Annotated in this window: 14 protein-coding genes; 3 read left to right on the top strand and 11 right to left on the bottom strand. The window is 39.9% G+C overall.

The annotated features are described in order from the left end of the window. Positions 1–75: 75 nt before the first annotated feature. From rmuC to udp, 4 genes are all read right to left on the bottom strand, one after another. Entirely contained in the window at positions 76–1,416 is a 1,341-nt protein-coding gene (rmuC, locus tag AACV00_RS02035; RefSeq protein WP_004246122.1) for a DNA recombination protein RmuC, read from the bottom strand. 102 nt (positions 1,417–1,518) lie between these two features. Beyond that, positions 1,519–2,049 carry a DedA family protein gene (locus tag AACV00_RS02030; RefSeq protein WP_004246124.1) on the bottom strand — a complete coding sequence of 177 codons (531 nt, stop codon included), beginning with the start codon at positions 2,047–2,049 and terminating at the stop codon, positions 1,519–1,521. Between the two features lie 71 nt (positions 2,050–2,120). Continuing rightward, positions 2,121–2,903 carry a tyrosine-protein phosphatase gene (locus AACV00_RS02025; protein ID WP_004249528.1) on the bottom strand — a complete coding sequence of 261 codons (783 nt, stop codon included), beginning with the start codon at positions 2,901–2,903 and terminating at the stop codon, positions 2,121–2,123. A gap of 149 nt (positions 2,904–3,052) precedes the next feature. Continuing rightward, positions 3,053–3,811, bottom strand: a complete 759-nt coding sequence (udp, locus tag AACV00_RS02020) for a uridine phosphorylase (RefSeq protein WP_004246127.1) — start codon at positions 3,809–3,811, stop codon at positions 3,053–3,055. A gap of 334 nt (positions 3,812–4,145) precedes the next feature. On the opposite strand from udp, the gene AACV00_RS02015 reads away from it, so the two are divergent. Then, complete coding sequence (locus AACV00_RS02015) at positions 4,146–4,538, top strand: YidB family protein (RefSeq protein WP_036894111.1); 393 nt, start codon at positions 4,146–4,148, stop codon at positions 4,536–4,538. A 104-nt stretch (positions 4,539–4,642) separates the two neighbouring features. Here the strand turns inward: AACV00_RS02015 and AACV00_RS02010 are convergent, their stop codons facing one another. Together AACV00_RS02010 and metE are read right to left on the bottom strand one after the other, a co-directional pair. Then, positions 4,643–5,470 carry a hypothetical protein gene (locus AACV00_RS02010; RefSeq protein WP_004246130.1) on the bottom strand — a complete coding sequence of 276 codons (828 nt, stop codon included), beginning with the start codon at positions 5,468–5,470 and terminating at the stop codon, positions 4,643–4,645. Positions 5,471–5,638: 168 nt separating this feature from the next. Then, on the bottom strand, positions 5,639–7,912 hold the full coding sequence (gene metE / locus AACV00_RS02005; protein WP_161680104.1) for a 5-methyltetrahydropteroyltriglutamate--homocysteine S-methyltransferase: 2,274 nt from the start codon (positions 7,910–7,912) through the stop codon (positions 5,639–5,641). Positions 7,913–8,019: 107 nt separating this feature from the next. On the opposite strand from metE, the gene metR reads away from it, so the two are divergent. Next, a complete protein-coding gene (gene metR / locus AACV00_RS02000; RefSeq protein ID WP_004246132.1) occupies positions 8,020–8,973 on the top strand; it encodes an HTH-type transcriptional regulator MetR in 954 nt (317 codons plus the stop codon). Here metR and AACV00_RS01995 read toward each other — a convergent pair. The 5 genes from AACV00_RS01995 to AACV00_RS01975 all read right to left on the bottom strand — a co-directional run bounded on the left by AACV00_RS01995 (position 8,888) and on the right by AACV00_RS01975 (position 15,705). Next, the gene (locus AACV00_RS01995) at positions 8,888–9,760 is read right to left on the bottom strand and encodes a carboxylate/amino acid/amine transporter (RefSeq protein WP_004246133.1); all 873 of its coding nucleotides are present in this window, start codon (positions 9,758–9,760) and stop codon (positions 8,888–8,890) included. The two genes, metR and AACV00_RS01995, sit on opposite strands and share 86 nt — an antisense overlap. A 2-nt stretch (positions 9,761–9,762) precedes the next feature. After that, the gene (locus AACV00_RS01990) at positions 9,763–11,412 is read right to left on the bottom strand and encodes a Na+/H+ antiporter (RefSeq protein WP_004246134.1); all 1,650 of its coding nucleotides are present in this window, start codon (positions 11,410–11,412) and stop codon (positions 9,763–9,765) included. 357 nt (positions 11,413–11,769) lie between these two features. Beyond that, positions 11,770–12,273: a GNAT family N-acetyltransferase gene (locus tag AACV00_RS01985; protein ID WP_004246135.1), complete on the bottom strand. Its 504-nt coding sequence runs from the start codon at positions 12,271–12,273 to the stop codon at positions 11,770–11,772. A gap of 127 nt (positions 12,274–12,400) precedes the next feature. Continuing rightward, a complete protein-coding gene (locus AACV00_RS01980; protein ID WP_004246136.1) occupies positions 12,401–13,747 on the bottom strand; it encodes an NCS2 family permease in 1,347 nt (448 codons plus the stop codon). A gap of 770 nt (positions 13,748–14,517) precedes the next feature. Then, positions 14,518–15,705: an MFS transporter gene (locus AACV00_RS01975; RefSeq protein ID WP_036919674.1), complete on the bottom strand. Its 1,188-nt coding sequence runs from the start codon at positions 15,703–15,705 to the stop codon at positions 14,518–14,520. A gap of 238 nt (positions 15,706–15,943) precedes the next feature. On the opposite strand from AACV00_RS01975, the gene AACV00_RS01970 reads away from it, so the two are divergent. Then, positions 15,944–16,522, top strand: a complete 579-nt coding sequence (locus AACV00_RS01970; RefSeq protein WP_004246138.1) for a helix-turn-helix domain-containing protein — start codon at positions 15,944–15,946, stop codon at positions 16,520–16,522. The last annotated feature ends 26 nt before the right edge of the window (positions 16,523–16,548 follow it).

Genomic DNA, 16,548 nt, shown 5'->3' with positions numbered 1-16,548 from the left:
TGCCCGCTAATTAATCAAAATTTAGTAAATTCAGTACATTTCTTGCCCGGAAACCGCTATTTTTATTTATGTAAATCAATCAGAAGCTGATTTTTCAACCAGATCATTATCAATGGTCTTTTTTATCTCAACCCCTAAGGATTTAAAGCCTTCTGCTTGGCTGATAAGGTTTCCACGACCTTCAGAGAGTTTTTTCATCGCTAATAGATAGCCCGATTGCGCTTTTTGAATGCTATTACCTAGCCCTTGCATATCATCAACGAAAAGTCTTAATTTGTCATACATTTTAGCCGCTCTATCAGCAATTTCTTGCGCATTTTGGCTTTGGTATTCATAACGCCACAATGCGGCTATTGTACGCAAAGCAACAAGTAAAGTAGATGGCCCAACCAACATTATATTATTTTTCAATGCTTCTTCTAATAAATCTGGAGAATGACCAATAGCAACGAGGTAAGCAGGCTCTATCGGTATAAACATTAAAACGTAGTCTAACGAAGTCACTCCCGGTAGCTTATGATAATCTTTGAGACTTAAGCCTTTAATGTGCGCTCTGATAGAGTTCACATGAGCATGCAGCGCTTGTTTTTGTTCATTTTCATCACTGCTATTAAAGTATCTTTCATAAGCAATCAGCGACATTTTAGCATCAATAATCACATCTCGACGATGCGGTAAATGCACAATCACATCGGGTTGATAACGACTGCCATTTTCATGGCGAATACTGACTTGAGTTTCAAACTCGTGCCCTTCGCGTAAACCAGATGACTCTAAGATCCGCGCTAATACCGTTTCTCCCCAGTTGCCTTGGATTTTATTATCCCCTTTTAAGGCATTAGTCAGATTAACGGCTTCTTGCGCCATTTTGACATTGAGTTGTTGCAGTTGGCGAATTTCATGTACCAGTGTATGCCTTTCTCGCGCTTCTTGTCCAAAACCTTCTTGTACCTGCCGACGAAAACTCTCTAGTTGCTCTCGAAATGGAGAAAGGAGATGGGTTAAACCTTGACGATTAAGCTCTTGCGCTTTACGTCCACTTTGCTCAAAAATGCGGTTAGCCAGATTTTCAAACTGAGTGGCTAGTCGTTGTTCACTATTAAGCAGTAAACGCTGTTTCTCTTCAGCGGATATTCGGCTCTCTTCCCAACGCGTGGTCACTTCCCTTAATTCGGCCTCTTGAGAAGTAATTATTTCACGTTGTGCACGTAACTCTTGCTCTAAGTGCGCTATCTGTTGTTGTAAAGAAGGGATCACCAATGCTTTTTGTTGTGCAACCGCAAGCTGAGTATAATTTTCACGTAATAGGTTTTCTTTTTCGGCTAAGCGTTGTTGGATAAGCCACCAAACGGCGATCCCCCCCACCAAAACACCGCCTAATAAACCGATGATCCCGTATAACAACTGAATATCCACTCAAGTAACCTTTTTATTTTCTAGCGGGCTACGTTAAAACGCATCAGTAACATTGTCTAGCAACAATTTACATCATACGCTGATTTGCGATAAAGGACGCAATTATCCTATCCATTTCGCCAGCCATTGCAGGCCAAACGCCCCTGGAGCCAGAATACCAAATGCCCAGATCATCGCAGAAGCCAAATTCGCCAGCTGAAAATAGCGTTGTGGCATAGCACAAATCCCCGCAACTAAAGGCACTATTGCCCGAAAAGGCCCAAAAAATCGCCCAATAAATACCCCCCAAACACCCCAGCGATTAAAAAATTGATGCCCTCTTACCAAGGTCTGCGGTGAGCGAGAAATCGGCCATAAGTTTCTTACCCCTTCTTTATAGTGATAACCCACCCAATAGGAGATCCAATCACCAAAAAAAGCGCCTAGGGCGGCGGCAAGCCAAATTGGCCAAAAGAGTAGACCACTTTCACCTATTAATGCTCCTAGGCCTAATAGGATAACAGTGGCAGGTATTAATAACGAGATAAAGGCAAGTGACTCACCAAATGCGAGTAAGAACACGATAGGCACAGCCCATATTTCGTGCTCTTTTACAAACAGAGTGATGGTATGAATAATGTCTTGTACTGTCACAATAGAGACCTTAAATTCGGTTAATTTCAGTAAAAAAGCACAACATCTTTAACCGAATATAAATCACTTCACTATTCGAGAAAATAGTTTTGTAAGCTTTCTCTACTTTGCGCATCCAAGCCAATATCTTTTTCAAGCCAAGTATCGATATTGCCATAGTGTTGATTAATACTGGCAAGGGCTGTTTGCAGGAACTCTTCTTGTACTGAATAAACATACGCAAATTTATTCACCACATTTTCACTCAGTGTTTTAGCATGCTCTTCTAAAAGATAAGCGCGGAAAGGCGCTAATGTTTCATTGGTGAGTAAGTAATCTTCCATCACCACATCTAATGAGGCCCCTAAGGCAAATAGAACTAAAGCAGAGCCCACCCCCGTTCTATCTTTACCTACTGCACAATGTTGTATGACACCGCCTTTTTCTGGTTGCTTCAACAACGTTGCCAACTGTTTATAAGCCGGATTATTAATAGGTAGTAATTTATATAGCTGAAACATAAATGCTTTAGCATCAAACTGTTCCAGTATTTCTGGGGTGAGTTTTTCAAGGTTAGCTGACACTTCTTTCGATAATGGATTGGCTGGAGCATGGTAATATTGTGCCCCTTCCCATACTCGATCCGGCTTATCAACAATTTCACCTGTGTCACGATAGTCTAAGATTTGAAAAAGATTTTTATCAATAAGAAGCGCTTGATCGGTATCCGTTAATCTATCCAGTGAACCGGAGCGAAAGAGTAAGCCGGGTTTGATAATACCGCCATTACTGAGCTTTTTTCCCCCTAGATCACGAAAGTTAATCCCACCTGTTAAAGGCAACACCGAAGGATGTGTTTGTAAGATATCAGTCATAATGCCTCTTCTCATTGTTGTATTGTTAAGACCATCAAGACCTTAACAGAAATCTATAACGGTTGACATATTAACATGATGAATTACCGCACAAAAAAAGCCTTTAATACACCAATGTATTAAAGGCTTTAGTATTTCATTTAGAAAACTTATTTCATTAAAGTGCGAGCAGCTTCAATCACGATACCTAATGCATTATTTTCAGTTTTCTTCAGTAATTCAGCATCGGGGATCTCTTGTTGAGTACGGTTAACAATAACACCTGCAACCATACCTGCACGTAAGCCTTGGCTTGCACACATGGTTAATAATGTAGCGGATTCCATTTCATAGTTCATCACACCCATTTCTTGCCACTCTTTCATAGAGCCTTTAAAACGACGAACGACTCGACCAGTATAGGTGTCGTAACGCTCTTGGCCTGGGTAGAAGGTATCAGAAGAGGCTGTAACACCAACGTGAACCGTTGAACCATTGTCTTTAGCCGCTTTATACAGTGCATTCATACATTCAAAGTCAGACACTGCAGGGAATTCCATTGGTGCAAAGTGCAAACTTGCCCCATCTAAACGAACCGCTGCTGTGGTTACTAAGATGTCACCAACATTGATGTGCTCTTGAATAGCGCCCGTTGTACCAATACGTAAGAAAGTACGAATACCTAATTGTGCTAATTCTTCCACTGCAATTGAGGTTGATGGACCACCGATCCCTGTAGAACAAACGATCACTGCTTTTCCATCAATTTCACCACGCCATGAGGTGTACTCACGTAAAGAGGCCAGATGAACTGGGTTATCCATTAATTTGGCAATTTTTTCAACACGCTTAGGATCACCTGGAACAATTGCTAAAGTGGCACCCTGTAGGTCATTTTTGGTTAAACCTAAGTGAAATACATCAGACATATCGGACTCCTCAATGGGACAAAACCAATGTTCATTAAATTAAGTGTTACTTTATCAGTTTTTTAGACCTTTTTAGTGATTGACGTCACCTGTCAGGTAATAAAAAAAGTAACAATTTCATAAAAACGTGATAGCTATCACAAATAACAGTGTCGAATAGTGGCGGCATTATCAATATCGCTTTGGCGTAATAAAATCCTGCATTCTATTCTTGCTTAGTCGGATAAATATCACTTGAGTATAGATGAAGATACTAACTTCACGTACACTACTCGCCTTTAAAATTAACATCTCAATATAACGTAATAATGCGTTGATAGTTATTGGAGCAAGCATGAGCTTATTTAACCAAATCGCAAGCCTGTTGGGCGGTGAGAAAATTAATCAATTCAAAACAGTACTCGAATGGGTAGAAACCCAAGGGGGAATTGAAGGCTTGGTTAAACAGTTTAATAGCGCAGGATTAAGTGAGCTGATCCAATCTTGGATTGGCACAGGCAGTAATTTACCTATTAATGCCGAGCAAATCGTACAAGTTTTTTCATCTCCAGTGATTAATGAATTGGCGGCAAAGATCAATATGAATACCGCTGAAGCCTCTGATATGGCTGCACAATATTTGCCAAAATTGGTTGATAAACTCACGCCAGAAGGTGTTATCCCCAAAGAGTTAGATTTAATGAGCGCCGGTATGGATATGCTTAAAGCAAAAATCTTTGGTGGCTAATAAATTAAATGATGGCTATGGCGCTATTGTTTCTTAACCAATCAAGCGCAATAGCCATCTTGTTTTCTATAATCAATCGCTCTCATCACTGCATTAAAGCGTAATTAGAGAATACCTTCCTCTATTAATGCCTCATGAAAACGTTGTTTTTCTTCTTCTGTTGCTTGAATTCGAGCTAAGGGAACATCTAATACATAAGGAATATTTTGTTGTGGCTCGTACACCGCCAAAACATAAGTTTTGCCTTCCATTTCTAATGTAATAGGTGGCGTTTTCTTATTACCTGAATAAGTAATTGAAGTCTCTTTTCCGGCAACATTGGTTTTATAGGTAGCAATAAATTGTTTATTACTCACAACGACCTTAGCAGGGATAGCCGTTAATTTTAAAGGTTTGGTGCCTACTGAAAGCAATGCTTTTTTGACTTTATTGCTGATCATTTGACGATAAATGAAAAAGATCACGCAAAAAGCAAATAATGCAGTAAAAACTAATGCACTAATTAAGCGTAACCAAATATTATCAATTGCCACATCGACGGTCATTTTAGTCAGATCGTTTTCATCTGCTACTGGCTCAACCAATATATCTTTATTGCCAAAATCAAGAAAAGTAAAATTTCGTGAAACCTCATTACCTTTATAGCGTAAGTCAACACTACAATTGGTTAAAACAAATAGTTTTGAACGGCAAGAGCCATCAACATCGGCATCAATAAATACGGGGTTTTTACTAATTTGATAATCATAAACAATATTAGGAATTTGATAAGCACTAAATACTGTCATCCCTAACATTGCAATCACTAAAAATAAGGTACGGAATAAACCGCCATCCCCTTTTAATGGAGATAATGTTAAAGCTCGAGTAGGAAATGCATTTAATATTTTTTCTGACAGGTGAATACCATTTTGCACAATATCTATATCCATAAAATTAAGTTTTGTGCAGTATAGCAATATTAAAAAATATCAATAATAAGATTATCTCTTATTTTTATTTACCTATTAATAAACATTTTTGATTAATAAGAAAAAAATAGCCTATTATATTGATAACATCAAAATAACAGGCTACTAAAATGTATTATTTAAATATTATTATACGTTCTGGCGTAAATATTTAGCCGCTTCAACCATATTTGCCAATGCTGCACGGGTTTCACTCCACCCCCGCGTTTTTAAACCACAATCTGGATTTACCCATAAACGTTCCGCAGGGATACGCGATTGCGCTTTTCTTAACAATCCTACAATCCATTCTACATTCGGTACATTAGGCGAATGAATATCGTATACCCCAGGACCAATTTCATTTGGATAATCAAAATGTTCAAAGGCTTCTAATAACTCCATATCTGAGCGTGATGTTTCAATGGTGATCACATCCGCATCCAATGCAGCAATCGCCTCCATAATGTCATTAAACTCGCAATAACACATATGTGTATGAATTTGTGTCTCATCATCAGCGATAGCTGCACTGAGCTTAAAGGCATCAACAGCCCAATCTAGGTATGCTTGCCACTCATCACGACGTAACGGTAATCCTTCGCGTAATGCAGGCTCATCTATCTGAATAATACCGATACCGGCTTTTTGTAAATCATCCACCTCATCACGTAACGCTAACGCAATTTGTTTAGCGATAGTTTCACGGCTGACATCCTCACGCGGGAAAGACCAACATAAAATAGTCACCGGCCCAGTTAACATACCCTTAACAGGCTTATCGGTTAATGATTGAGCATAAGTCGCCCAATCTACCGTAATCGGTGCAGGACGACTAATATCACCAATGATCACCGGCGGTTTTACGCAGCGGGAGCCGTAGCTTTGTACCCAGCCATTTTGAGTAAAGACATAACCTTCAAAATGCTCGCCAAAATATTCAACCATGTCATTACGCTCAGCTTCACCATGAACCAACACATCAAGCCCTAAGCGCTCTTGTTCATCTATGGCTTGCTTAATATGCTCGCTAATATTAGTGCGATAAGCAGTGGTATCAATACGCCCTTTTTTAAAGTCTAAACGTACTGTGCGGATCTCGGTAGTTTGTGGGAATGAACCTATGGTTGTCGTTGGCCACAGAGGGAGATTAAACCGAGCGCGTTGCACTTTAGCTCGTTGTTGATAAGGCGATGTTCTCTCACTGTCTTGTGCATTAATCGCCTGCAAGCGTGCGGCCACTTTTGCATTATGTACACGACTAGAGTGTTCACGTTGACGAATGGGGACACTGTATTGGGCAAGTTGTTCGTCATATTCACCTTCTGGTGCATTTAATGCTTTTGCGAGTAACGCCACTTCTGCACATTTTTGCACCGCAAAGGCAAACCAGCTTTTCACTTCATCATCAAGCTTAGTCTCCGCACTTAAATCAATTGGACTATGCAACAAAGAGCATGATGTGCCAATCCATAATGGACGCTTACCTTTTAATGCAACTACTTGTTGATAACGGGTAGTTAGATCCGCTTTCCAGACGTTGCGACCATTAATGACCCCTAACGATAACACCCAGTCTTTAGGCAATGCTTGGTGTATAACTTGCAATGCGTCCTGTCCTGCACATAGATCAATATGTAGTCCATTTACCGGTAAGTTTTTAATAATATCAAGATGATGAGTAATACCATCAAAATAGGTAGTCAATAATAGTTTAACCTGTCCAGTCAATGCTTGATAAGCAACTTGATAAGCATTTTGCCACTCAATGGGTAAATCAAGTACCAGTGCAGGCTCATCAATTTGTACCCATTCGATACCTTTTTGCTGTAACTGACTCAATACTTGCTGATAAACAGGTAAAATAGCGTCTAACAGTGACAATCTATCAAACTCAGGTCCTTTAACTTTTCCTAACCATAAGTAGGTGATCGGCCCCAAAAGTACCGGTTTCACATTATGACCTAATGCTAAAGCCTCATCGACTTCATCAAGTAGCTGTTGCCACGCCAGTGTAAATGATTGTCCTTGCTGAAATTCTGGCACGATATAGTGATAGTTAGTATTAAACCATTTTGTCATTTCTGAGGCGGCCGCAGGTTTACCCGTTGGTGCTCTGCCTCTCGCCACTCGAAATAGAGTATCAAGATCTAGGCGACCATCTTCATTACGATGGCGTGGCGGTATATTGCCTAATAGGAGACTAGTACCCAAGACTTGGTCGTACCAAGCAAAATCGCCAACGGGTAATAATTCGACTCCTGCATTAGCTTGCTGTTGCCAATGACGAGCGCGTAATTCTTTACCAACTGCCAGAAGTTCTGCCTGAGAAATATTACCAGCCCAATAGCTCTCTTGTGCCTTTTTTAGCTCTCTATTTAAGCCAATACGTGGGAAACCTAATGTGTGATTGCGAATTGTCATAATAAAAAATCCTGTTTTTAGCCGTCTAGATGTTTACACATCCATAATCTACAGGTAGTGTATAAACCACAAGCGCAAATTTTTCATTCACAACCTGAAGGTTTCTCATGATAGAAATAAAACACTTAAAAACGATATTGGCACTTAAGCAAACAGGCTCTCTTGCCAATGCGGCAAATCAGTTACATCAAACACAATCCGCACTCTCTCACCAGTTTAGTGAATTAGAGCATCGTCTTGGTTATCGTATTTTTGTCCGTAAAAGCCAACCACTACGATTTACACCACAAGGCGAAGTGTTATTAAGATTAGCGCAAGAAGTCCTACCCATTGTGCGCCGAGCGATAGAAGAGTGTAATGAGCCGGGTAATGCTCATTTAAATATTGCTATTGAATGCCATAGCTGTATTCAATGGTTAACACCCGCATTACAGCAATATCGCCAAACATGGCCGGATGTGAATGTCGACTTCCATTCAGGTGTCACTTTTGATCCACAACCGGCTTTATTACAACGAGAATTAGATGTCGTACTCACTTCTGATATCTTGGATAACCAACGCCTGCACTATACCGCGTTGTTTGATTATGAAGTTAAGCTTGTGTTATCTCCTGATCACCCGCTGGCTAATCGCTTACATATTCAACCACAAGATTTGATCTCAGAAACACTGTTTATCTATCCCGTCCAAAGAGAGCGTTTTGATATTTGGCGTCATTTTTTACAGCCCGCAGGGATCACACCACATTTTAAACATGTAGATAACACCTTACTTCTTATTCAAATGGTGGCAGCAGGAATGGGTATAGCGGCATTGCCGCACTGGGCCGTAGAGAATTTTGAAAAACAAGGATTAGTGGTCACAAAGACCTTAGGAGAAGGATTATGGAGCCGGTTATATGCAGCTAACCGTACAGGTGAGCAACATCAACCGGCAATACGAGAGTTTATACGCTTAGCAGGTCAACATGCCGTTAATCATCTGCCTTTTGTAAAACAGGTTGGTGTATCCAACGCCGATGGAACCAAAGTGATGCAACAATCAGGCTCGCGCCTATGATGAAACTTGGCCAATTAGGATGCTGTTGCCAAATAGAGAAGTTGACTAATAATCCCGCTGGAACCATCATATTATTCATAATCGCAAGGGTTCCAGCATCTACCTGTGTCGCCCCATAGTTCCACATAAAATAGCCTATTCCAGAAGCGCCAATACCTAACCAAAGCAATACCCCCCACTGTAACGATGTGGTTGGCATTTTTTGCCAATCGGCAAAACATAACGAGCCGACTAACACAACCACCACCGCCCCGATATAAAACCAAGAGAATGCGTGATGTTGAGGAAGTGGATGCATTTCCATTAATCGTTTATAGCCTACCTGTCCTATGGCGAAGAAAATATTGGCTAACTGAACCAATAATAATCCCAGCCAGAAGTCATCACTAAGATGATCATAACGAATAATGGCCGCCCCTAATACCGCCAGTAGTGCGCTAAAGGCATAGCCCCAACGTAAACGTTGTCTTTCAAGTAGATCATAAATTAAGGTGACATAAAGTGGTGTTAATACAGTAAAGAGTAAAAACTCAGCTACGGTTAAATAGTTATAAGCGTGGAACACAAACAGGTACATAATACCCAATTGGCATGCGCCTACTCCCATATACAATAAAATCACTTTAAGGCGAATGCCTTTCCAACGTAGGAAAGGCAAAAAAACGATGGCAGCTAACACCACTCTAATCAATACTGAGATCCAACTATCAACCTGACCTGCGAGATATTCACCAATCAGACTAAAAGAAGCCGCCCATAACAACGTTGTAATAACCAGTAGCCACATAATTAACTGTCTTTCTCAACTAACAGCGCTTCCATTAAATCTAATTCATGAAGCAAAAGTTGTAGTGTTTCGTTACTAATTTTACGCGTTGCACGTAAGTGATAAAGCTCACCACGCTCTGCACGCAATGCCGTTAGGCGAAAACGTCTTTCCAGATCTTCCACCAACATATTGTGCATCATCTCGTCCTGATCCGCGGTACGTCGTCTTAAATAACCGGCAACTCGAGAAGCTACTTCATTAATTTCTTCCGCATCAAGTTGCTCTTCTGTACTTGCAGCTAAACGCTCTTCCATCTTATTGAGGCTAACAATAGCGACTTCTGCCATGACTTTCTTAGCATAACGTACTTCATTTTTATCCGCTTCTTTATCGGTAGCTTTAATCCCTTTTAGTAAGAAAGGTAATGAAATAATACCGACCAAAATCGATAATAGGATCACCCCAGCCGCGATAAAGATTATCTGATAGCGCCCAGGGAAAGTACTGCCATCAGTTAAAAATAGTGGTATAGAGAGCGCACCGGCTAAGGTGATAGCACCACGTACCCCGGCAAAAGAAGACAGCCATAATTCTCTCGTCGTATAAGTGGCGAAATCAAGGGGATGTTTTTTCATAAAGAGATGGCTGATTTTCTTCATTAGCCATAACCATGTAAAACGTAAAATCAGTAACGCAAAATAGATAACAAAGACGGCGGCAAACAGCATCCATACTTCAACTTCAGGATCGAGATCAGCTTGAATAACCGAGCTTGTCCAAATAACAGGAAGCTGTAAACCCAGCATAATAAAGACCAGTCCGTTAAAGACAAACTCTAACATTGACCAGACACTATCTGCACGCAAGCGCATCGCCAATGGTGCATTGCGGATCACACCTGATTTACTGATAGTCATACCTGCGGCCACGGCAGCAAGGATCCCGGAAAAGCCAATATGTTCAGCAATCAAATAAGAAGCAAAAGGCAACAGCAACATAAAGACAATTTGAGTGGCAGGATCATCACCACTCCAACGGCTCATCAATCGCAGAGATTTACTATAGACTAACGTTACCGCAATACCCGCTAATAAACCGCCTATTGCCACTTTAAAAAACTCAAAGGTTGCGCCACCCACGGTAAATATCATCGTGCCCATAGCCACAGCAACGGCAAATTTCAGCGCCACCAGACCCGAAGCATCATTCATTAAGGCTTCGCCTTCTAAAACCCCCATGATCCGCTTCGGTATTCGCCCCTTACCGACAATCGAGGATAATGCCACCGCATCAGTTGGCGAGAGAACCGCGGCGAGCGCGAAAGCAGAAATAAGTGGAATACTAGGCATTATCCAGTAAATAAGGTAACCAATACCTACTACTGTCACCATCACCAAAACCAGCACAAGGATAAAGATCTCTCGACCATTTTGGATAAATTCACGTGTGGGGGTTTTCCATCCATCAACAAAAAGTAAAGGAGGGATCAGTAAAACTAAGAAGAGTTCAGGATCAAAGGTGACATGTAAACCAAACTGAGGCCAAGCCAAAAGTGCCCCGATCACAATCTGGATTAATGGTAATGGAATGCGAAAAGGAATAACTTTGGTAATGACACCTGAAACAGAAACTACCAATATTAAAATTAAAATAGTAAAGAAAATTTCCATGCTACCCTTACATGCTTATTTTTATCTAAGAATCTGCCATCTTTCCTGATATGAAAAGAACCCTTGCTGAATGATAAAGAAACGCATCATAAAAGTTTATCTACCATGCCTATCTTTACCTTTCCTATTTTAAACTGAACCCACATCGACTAATGAAGAATGATATAAAATTAAGATTAATCGTATCTTACAAAAAAGCTAACATATTAATGCATAGTGTTATCTATTAACGGCATCAGAAAGAGAAAAAGTATGCTGTTATTGCTGTTTTCTGTTCTAGTCATACTCTTAAGAGGATCAAAAAGTAAAATAGGCTCTATCATTGAAAAATGAAAACAGCGTCAAGCCCCCACAGAGTTATTCGATATTTTTTAGCTGAGCCATCATCACAACATCACAATATTTACCTTCTCTGAAGGCTGCATTACGACGAATGCCTTCCACTTCAAAACCTAATTTTTTATACAAATGAAGGCCTCTTTCATTATCAGCATAAACTTCTAGCTCGATACGTGTTGCAGCCAACCAATTAAAAGCATAATCAATTGCCGTATTAATGAGTGCTTTACCTATACCTTTTCCTGAAAACTCAGCACCAACACCAATACCAAAGCTGACGATATGCCGACGACGAGGATGATTGTCGATGATCAACGCTAAATGACCTGCGATTTGACCGTCAAAAGAAGCAACAAAATGTGGAATATTTTGTTCAGAAAATTCAATTAGCCTTTTTTTCCACATAGTGACTGATGGATAAGGGAACTGACAAGTACAAATATATAAGTCTGGATGTGTATACAATTGCTGTATTGCTATAGCATCTTCAGGCTCACCATGTCGTATTTCTATCTGATGCATTTATTTTACCAAAAAATTAACAATGAGTCTTAACCTCGACAATAGCGAATAAAACTAGATAAATAAATAGCAAAAAAGCGGAATAAAAATATATTCCGCTTTTTATGTTTAAACCTGATGATTTTAATTAAATTGCCCAGTGTCCGGCATAAAATGCCACTAAAGCAATAGCAATTAGAACTGTACCAATATTAAGTTTTCGCCACTCACCGGCAAAAATACGGCCAATCACTAAACAGCCAAAACCCAACATAATGCCTGTAACAATATTACACGTTAATACGATAAATACCGCGCACACCATACCTGACATCGCATCGACAAAATCACTAAAATCTAACTTAGTGACATTACCTAACATCAATAAACCCACATACATTAATGCAGGGGCTGTCGCATAGGGGGGAACTAAATAAGATAGCGGTGATAAAAAGAGGATCAATAAAAAGAGAATACCGACCACAGTTGCGGTGAGCCCTGTTTTACCACCTGCTGCAGTACCCGCTGCGGACTCAACATATACTGCTGCAGGTGCTGCACCAATTGCCCCAGCAAATATACTGCTCACGGAATCAGAAGTTAACGCTTTACCACCATTGATAATTTGTCCTCGTTTATCAAGTAAATTAGCTTGTCCCGCCACTGCGCGAATGGTTCCTGTCGCATCAAAAATAGCCGTCATCACTAAAGCTAATACACTAGGTAAAACAAGTGGTTGTAATGCGCCTTTAATATCCATGGCAAATAATAGTGCAAGGCCCTCTTCGCCTAATTGTGGCATTTTAAAGAACCCTTGGTATTTCACGTTAGGATCAAAAATCAATCCAATAATCGAAATCGCAATAATGACTAATAACACACCACCGGGAACTTTACGTTTTTCTAGACCAAAAATAGCAGCAAGACCGGCCAATGACATTAATACTGAAAAAGAAGTAAATTCTCCCATCGCAACAGGTAATCCGGCTAATGGATTTTTCACCACTAACCCAACACTATTGGCTGCGATCAAAAGTAAAAATAGCCCGATACCAATACCGGCGCCATGAGCGATACCAATCGGAATATTTTTTAAGATCCACGTTCTGATCCCTGTTAAAGAAAATAGGGTAAATAGGCACCCCATCAAAAACACCGCCCCCAAAGCAACAGGTACAGAGATATGTTGACCAAGTACCAAACTAAAGGCGGTAAACGCCGTTAATGAAATGGCACAACCAATCGCCATAGGTAGATTTGCCCACAATCCCATTAACAGAGAACCAAATCCTGCCACTAAACAGGTTGCGATAAATACCGCCGTGTGGGGGAACCCCGCTTGCCCTAGCATACTGGGTACGACAATAACGGAATAGACCATCGCCAAAAAGGTTGTTAAACCGGCGATCATCTCTTTACGAACCGTAGTGCCCCGGGCGGTAAGCTTAAAATAATTATCCAGTTTACCTGTGGTTGCTGATTGATTAGCAGACATTACATTCCTCTGACATAAAAAACAGTTCACCCTCCCCAACGAAAACGATTACGTCTAAAATTATTATCACCTCCAATGGTAAAAAAATCATCAGAGGAGTGAAAAAGCAAACGTTTGTTTATTAATGTGGATAGAGTGAGAGAATTTGACGCAAACGATTATCTGGTGCTTTTAGGGTAAGAATCAAGAAAAAAAATACTTTTTTAGCAAAAATGTCATAAAAAGACATTCTAGTGTTCGCAGAAAAAAGAAAAGAGGAGAATAGTGATATATTTCTCCTCTGGTTAAACTGTTTTAGCAACGCAATCACCCTAAAAGGTGAAGCGTACTTATAATCCACTGTTTTTATTAATATCATTGATGTTTATATTAATAATGCTTGGTTTGATACTATAAATATTAATTAAATATTTCTTATGTTTTTATCATTTTTGAACTTACTGTTTTAACAGCATCTTCCCTTGTTTGGCGATAATATTGACTCAGTATTCATCACACTCTGCTTGAAAAACATACACCTCCTTGTGATAAAACTAGATGAAAATAGTGCCATTTGGCAAATCTTTCTTATTTCATTTTATTATTTCTGGATTATTCTTAATAAATCACCAATAAAAACCTTTGAATAGTATGTATCGCATTGATTATTAAAATAAAGATAATAAAAGAAAAAATAATTGAATGAGTGATAAAACAGCAGGAAATTATTGTCTAATTTAATGAAAATAGCGCCCTCTTTTACCTACAATAAGGTAAAAAAGAGCATGCAATTATGATGTATGACGATTTAGTGCGTCGACATGCAAGTTAAAGCGATCCATCGTCGAAACTAAAAATAATCCCGTCATAACCACCAATAAAAAAGGTAACGCAGATGGGGAGATTTCAGACATAGCACCGGCTAAAATGGGACCAGAAAGATTACCAATGCCCCATAACATCGCCGCTGAAGCATTTGCTATCATCAGATCATTTCCTGAAAAGTATTGCCCAATTTGTACCAATGCAATGGTATAAATGGCTCCCGCCGTTGCACCAAGCACTAATAATAGTGGCCAAATAACTAAAGTATGTGGCATAGCAATGGGTAATAATAAGCTTGCTAATAATGTAATGACTCCACAAATTCGGTATAGCCGTGTTCTATTCATATGATCAGCAAGCCAACCAAATGGCATTTGCATTATTGCATCTCCCGCCAAAATAGCACTGATCATCATGGCGGCAATCGCTTCACTATGACCAACACTTAGCCCATAAATAGGGAACATAGACAACACTGTGCCATCAAAAAATGCAAAAAAGATAATGCCACCACATATCGCAGGCGCCACTTTAATAAAACGAAGAATAGAAAAGTGCGACTCTTCTGAGTCTTTAGCTAATTTATCGCCCACTTTCTGATCCATCATTAAAAATAGCACGATAGAGATAATATGAAGCAATACGCTGATTAAGATCGGTGTTTTATCAGCAACGCCATATAACGCAATAATTGAAGGGCCTAGCAACTGGCTGATAGTAAACACGGTCGTATAAATCGCTAAAATACGACCTCGCTTGTTATCCGGTACAAGTTCATTGATCCATGTCTCCCCCAAACAGATCATCACACCACTGGCAATCCCGGTGATTAGTCGTAATGGGAACAGGAATTCTAATGGCAAACTCCCCATTAAAGGCAATAGACTAATGGCTGATATAATCGTTGCTAATAACATCGCTAAACGTTTACCAAGCCATTGCACAATATAGCGTGCAAAGGGTGAGATGATTAACATTCCCATTGCAGGTGCGGCTGAAATCAGACCAATAATAGATTCACTGATCCCCGCCAAGTTTAGCCGTAAAGCCACCATCGGAATAGTTAATCCAATAACAATCCCTATCACCGCAATACTGACTGTAATAGTAGTAATAGCAAAAAGCTCGGACTGACGATAATTTTGTTGCAACATATTATTTTGTTTCTACACGCTGGAGAAACCTCATCGTAGTGAATATTGAATGAATGGAAAATATTGCCTTATTATAGGGGATAAGAAATAGATAAACATGCTTTAAAATATCGCCTGATACGCGCACCCTGTTCACAAAATATTGTCTAAATAGTCTGTGCTTTTCCCGTCTGTGAAGAATTGATGTTATCATCTACAGGAAATTATACTTTTAAACTGACAATATTTTGAATTGGCAATGAACCCACAATCACCGAAAAAGACAAACGAATACCTTGGTAATAAGGTTAAGCAGTTAAGACAATCTCGAAACTTGTCACTTAATGAGTTATCAAGAAAATCAGGCATATCTAAAGCGGCATTGTCCAAATTAGAGTCTGGCGATTCTAATCCTCGCATCGATACCTTAGAAGCTATCGCGATAGCCCTTGGATTTCCATTAGGTGATTTATTTAGTTTTACCCGCGAAGAATATCCTCGCTTAGAGCGACATAAGCCTATCGTTGGCGACTATGCACAAGAATTTAAATTCCGTATTGGCATCGGCAATATTACTGAAATTTGGCATATTGAGATGAAGCACGGGGCAATTATTAATAGCCCAGCCCATGCCGACGGCACCCAAGAGCATATTATGGTCTATTCTGGCAAACTGATGATGCGTTTTGCTAACGATGAAACCGTATTATTAGAAACCGGCGATTTTTACGCCTTTCATGGTAATGCGCCACACTCTTATATTTGTGTGGAAGGCCATATGCGTGCATCAGTTATCATGTCTAGCCCCAATCAACAACACTATCATCATCGCCCTTAAGACAAATACCCATTATATTTCACCGC

It is taken from the genome of Proteus sp. G3927, from assembly GCF_963894685.1.
Lineage (GTDB): Bacteria > Pseudomonadota > Gammaproteobacteria > Enterobacterales > Enterobacteriaceae > Proteus > Proteus mirabilis.
This window is presented reverse-complemented; position numbering and strand designations above follow the sequence as displayed.

Excerpts from the sequence above, each read along its gene's own strand:
- AACV00_RS02015 (WP_036894111.1), top strand. The coding sequence starts at position 4,146 with ATGAGCTTATTTAACCAAATCGCAAGCCTGTTGGGCGGTGAGAAAATT.
- AACV00_RS02025 (WP_004249528.1), bottom strand. The coding sequence starts at position 2,903 with ATGACTGATATCTTACAAACACATCCTTCGGTGTTGCCTTTAACAGGT.
- AACV00_RS01985 (WP_004246135.1), bottom strand. The coding sequence starts at position 12,273 with ATGCATCAGATAGAAATACGACATGGTGAGCCTGAAGATGCTATAGCA.
- AACV00_RS02010 (WP_004246130.1), bottom strand. The coding sequence starts at position 5,470 with ATGGATATAGATATTGTGCAAAATGGTATTCACCTGTCAGAAAAAATA.
- metE (WP_161680104.1), bottom strand. The coding sequence starts at position 7,912 with ATGACAATTCGCAATCACACATTAGGTTTCCCACGTATTGGCTTAAAT.
- udp (WP_004246127.1), bottom strand. The coding sequence starts at position 3,811 with ATGTCTGATGTATTTCACTTAGGTTTAACCAAAAATGACCTACAGGGT.
- AACV00_RS01980 (WP_004246136.1), bottom strand. The coding sequence starts at position 13,747 with ATGTCTGCTAATCAATCAGCAACCACAGGTAAACTGGATAATTATTTT.
- AACV00_RS01990 (WP_004246134.1), bottom strand. The coding sequence starts at position 11,412 with ATGGAAATTTTCTTTACTATTTTAATTTTAATATTGGTAGTTTCTGTT.
- AACV00_RS01995 (WP_004246133.1), bottom strand. The coding sequence starts at position 9,760 with ATGTGGCTACTGGTTATTACAACGTTGTTATGGGCGGCTTCTTTTAGT.
- AACV00_RS01970 (WP_004246138.1), top strand. The coding sequence starts at position 15,944 with ATGAACCCACAATCACCGAAAAAGACAAACGAATACCTTGGTAATAAG.
- metR (WP_004246132.1), top strand. The coding sequence starts at position 8,020 with ATGATAGAAATAAAACACTTAAAAACGATATTGGCACTTAAGCAAACA.
- AACV00_RS01975 (WP_036919674.1), bottom strand. The coding sequence starts at position 15,705 with ATGTTGCAACAAAATTATCGTCAGTCCGAGCTTTTTGCTATTACTACT.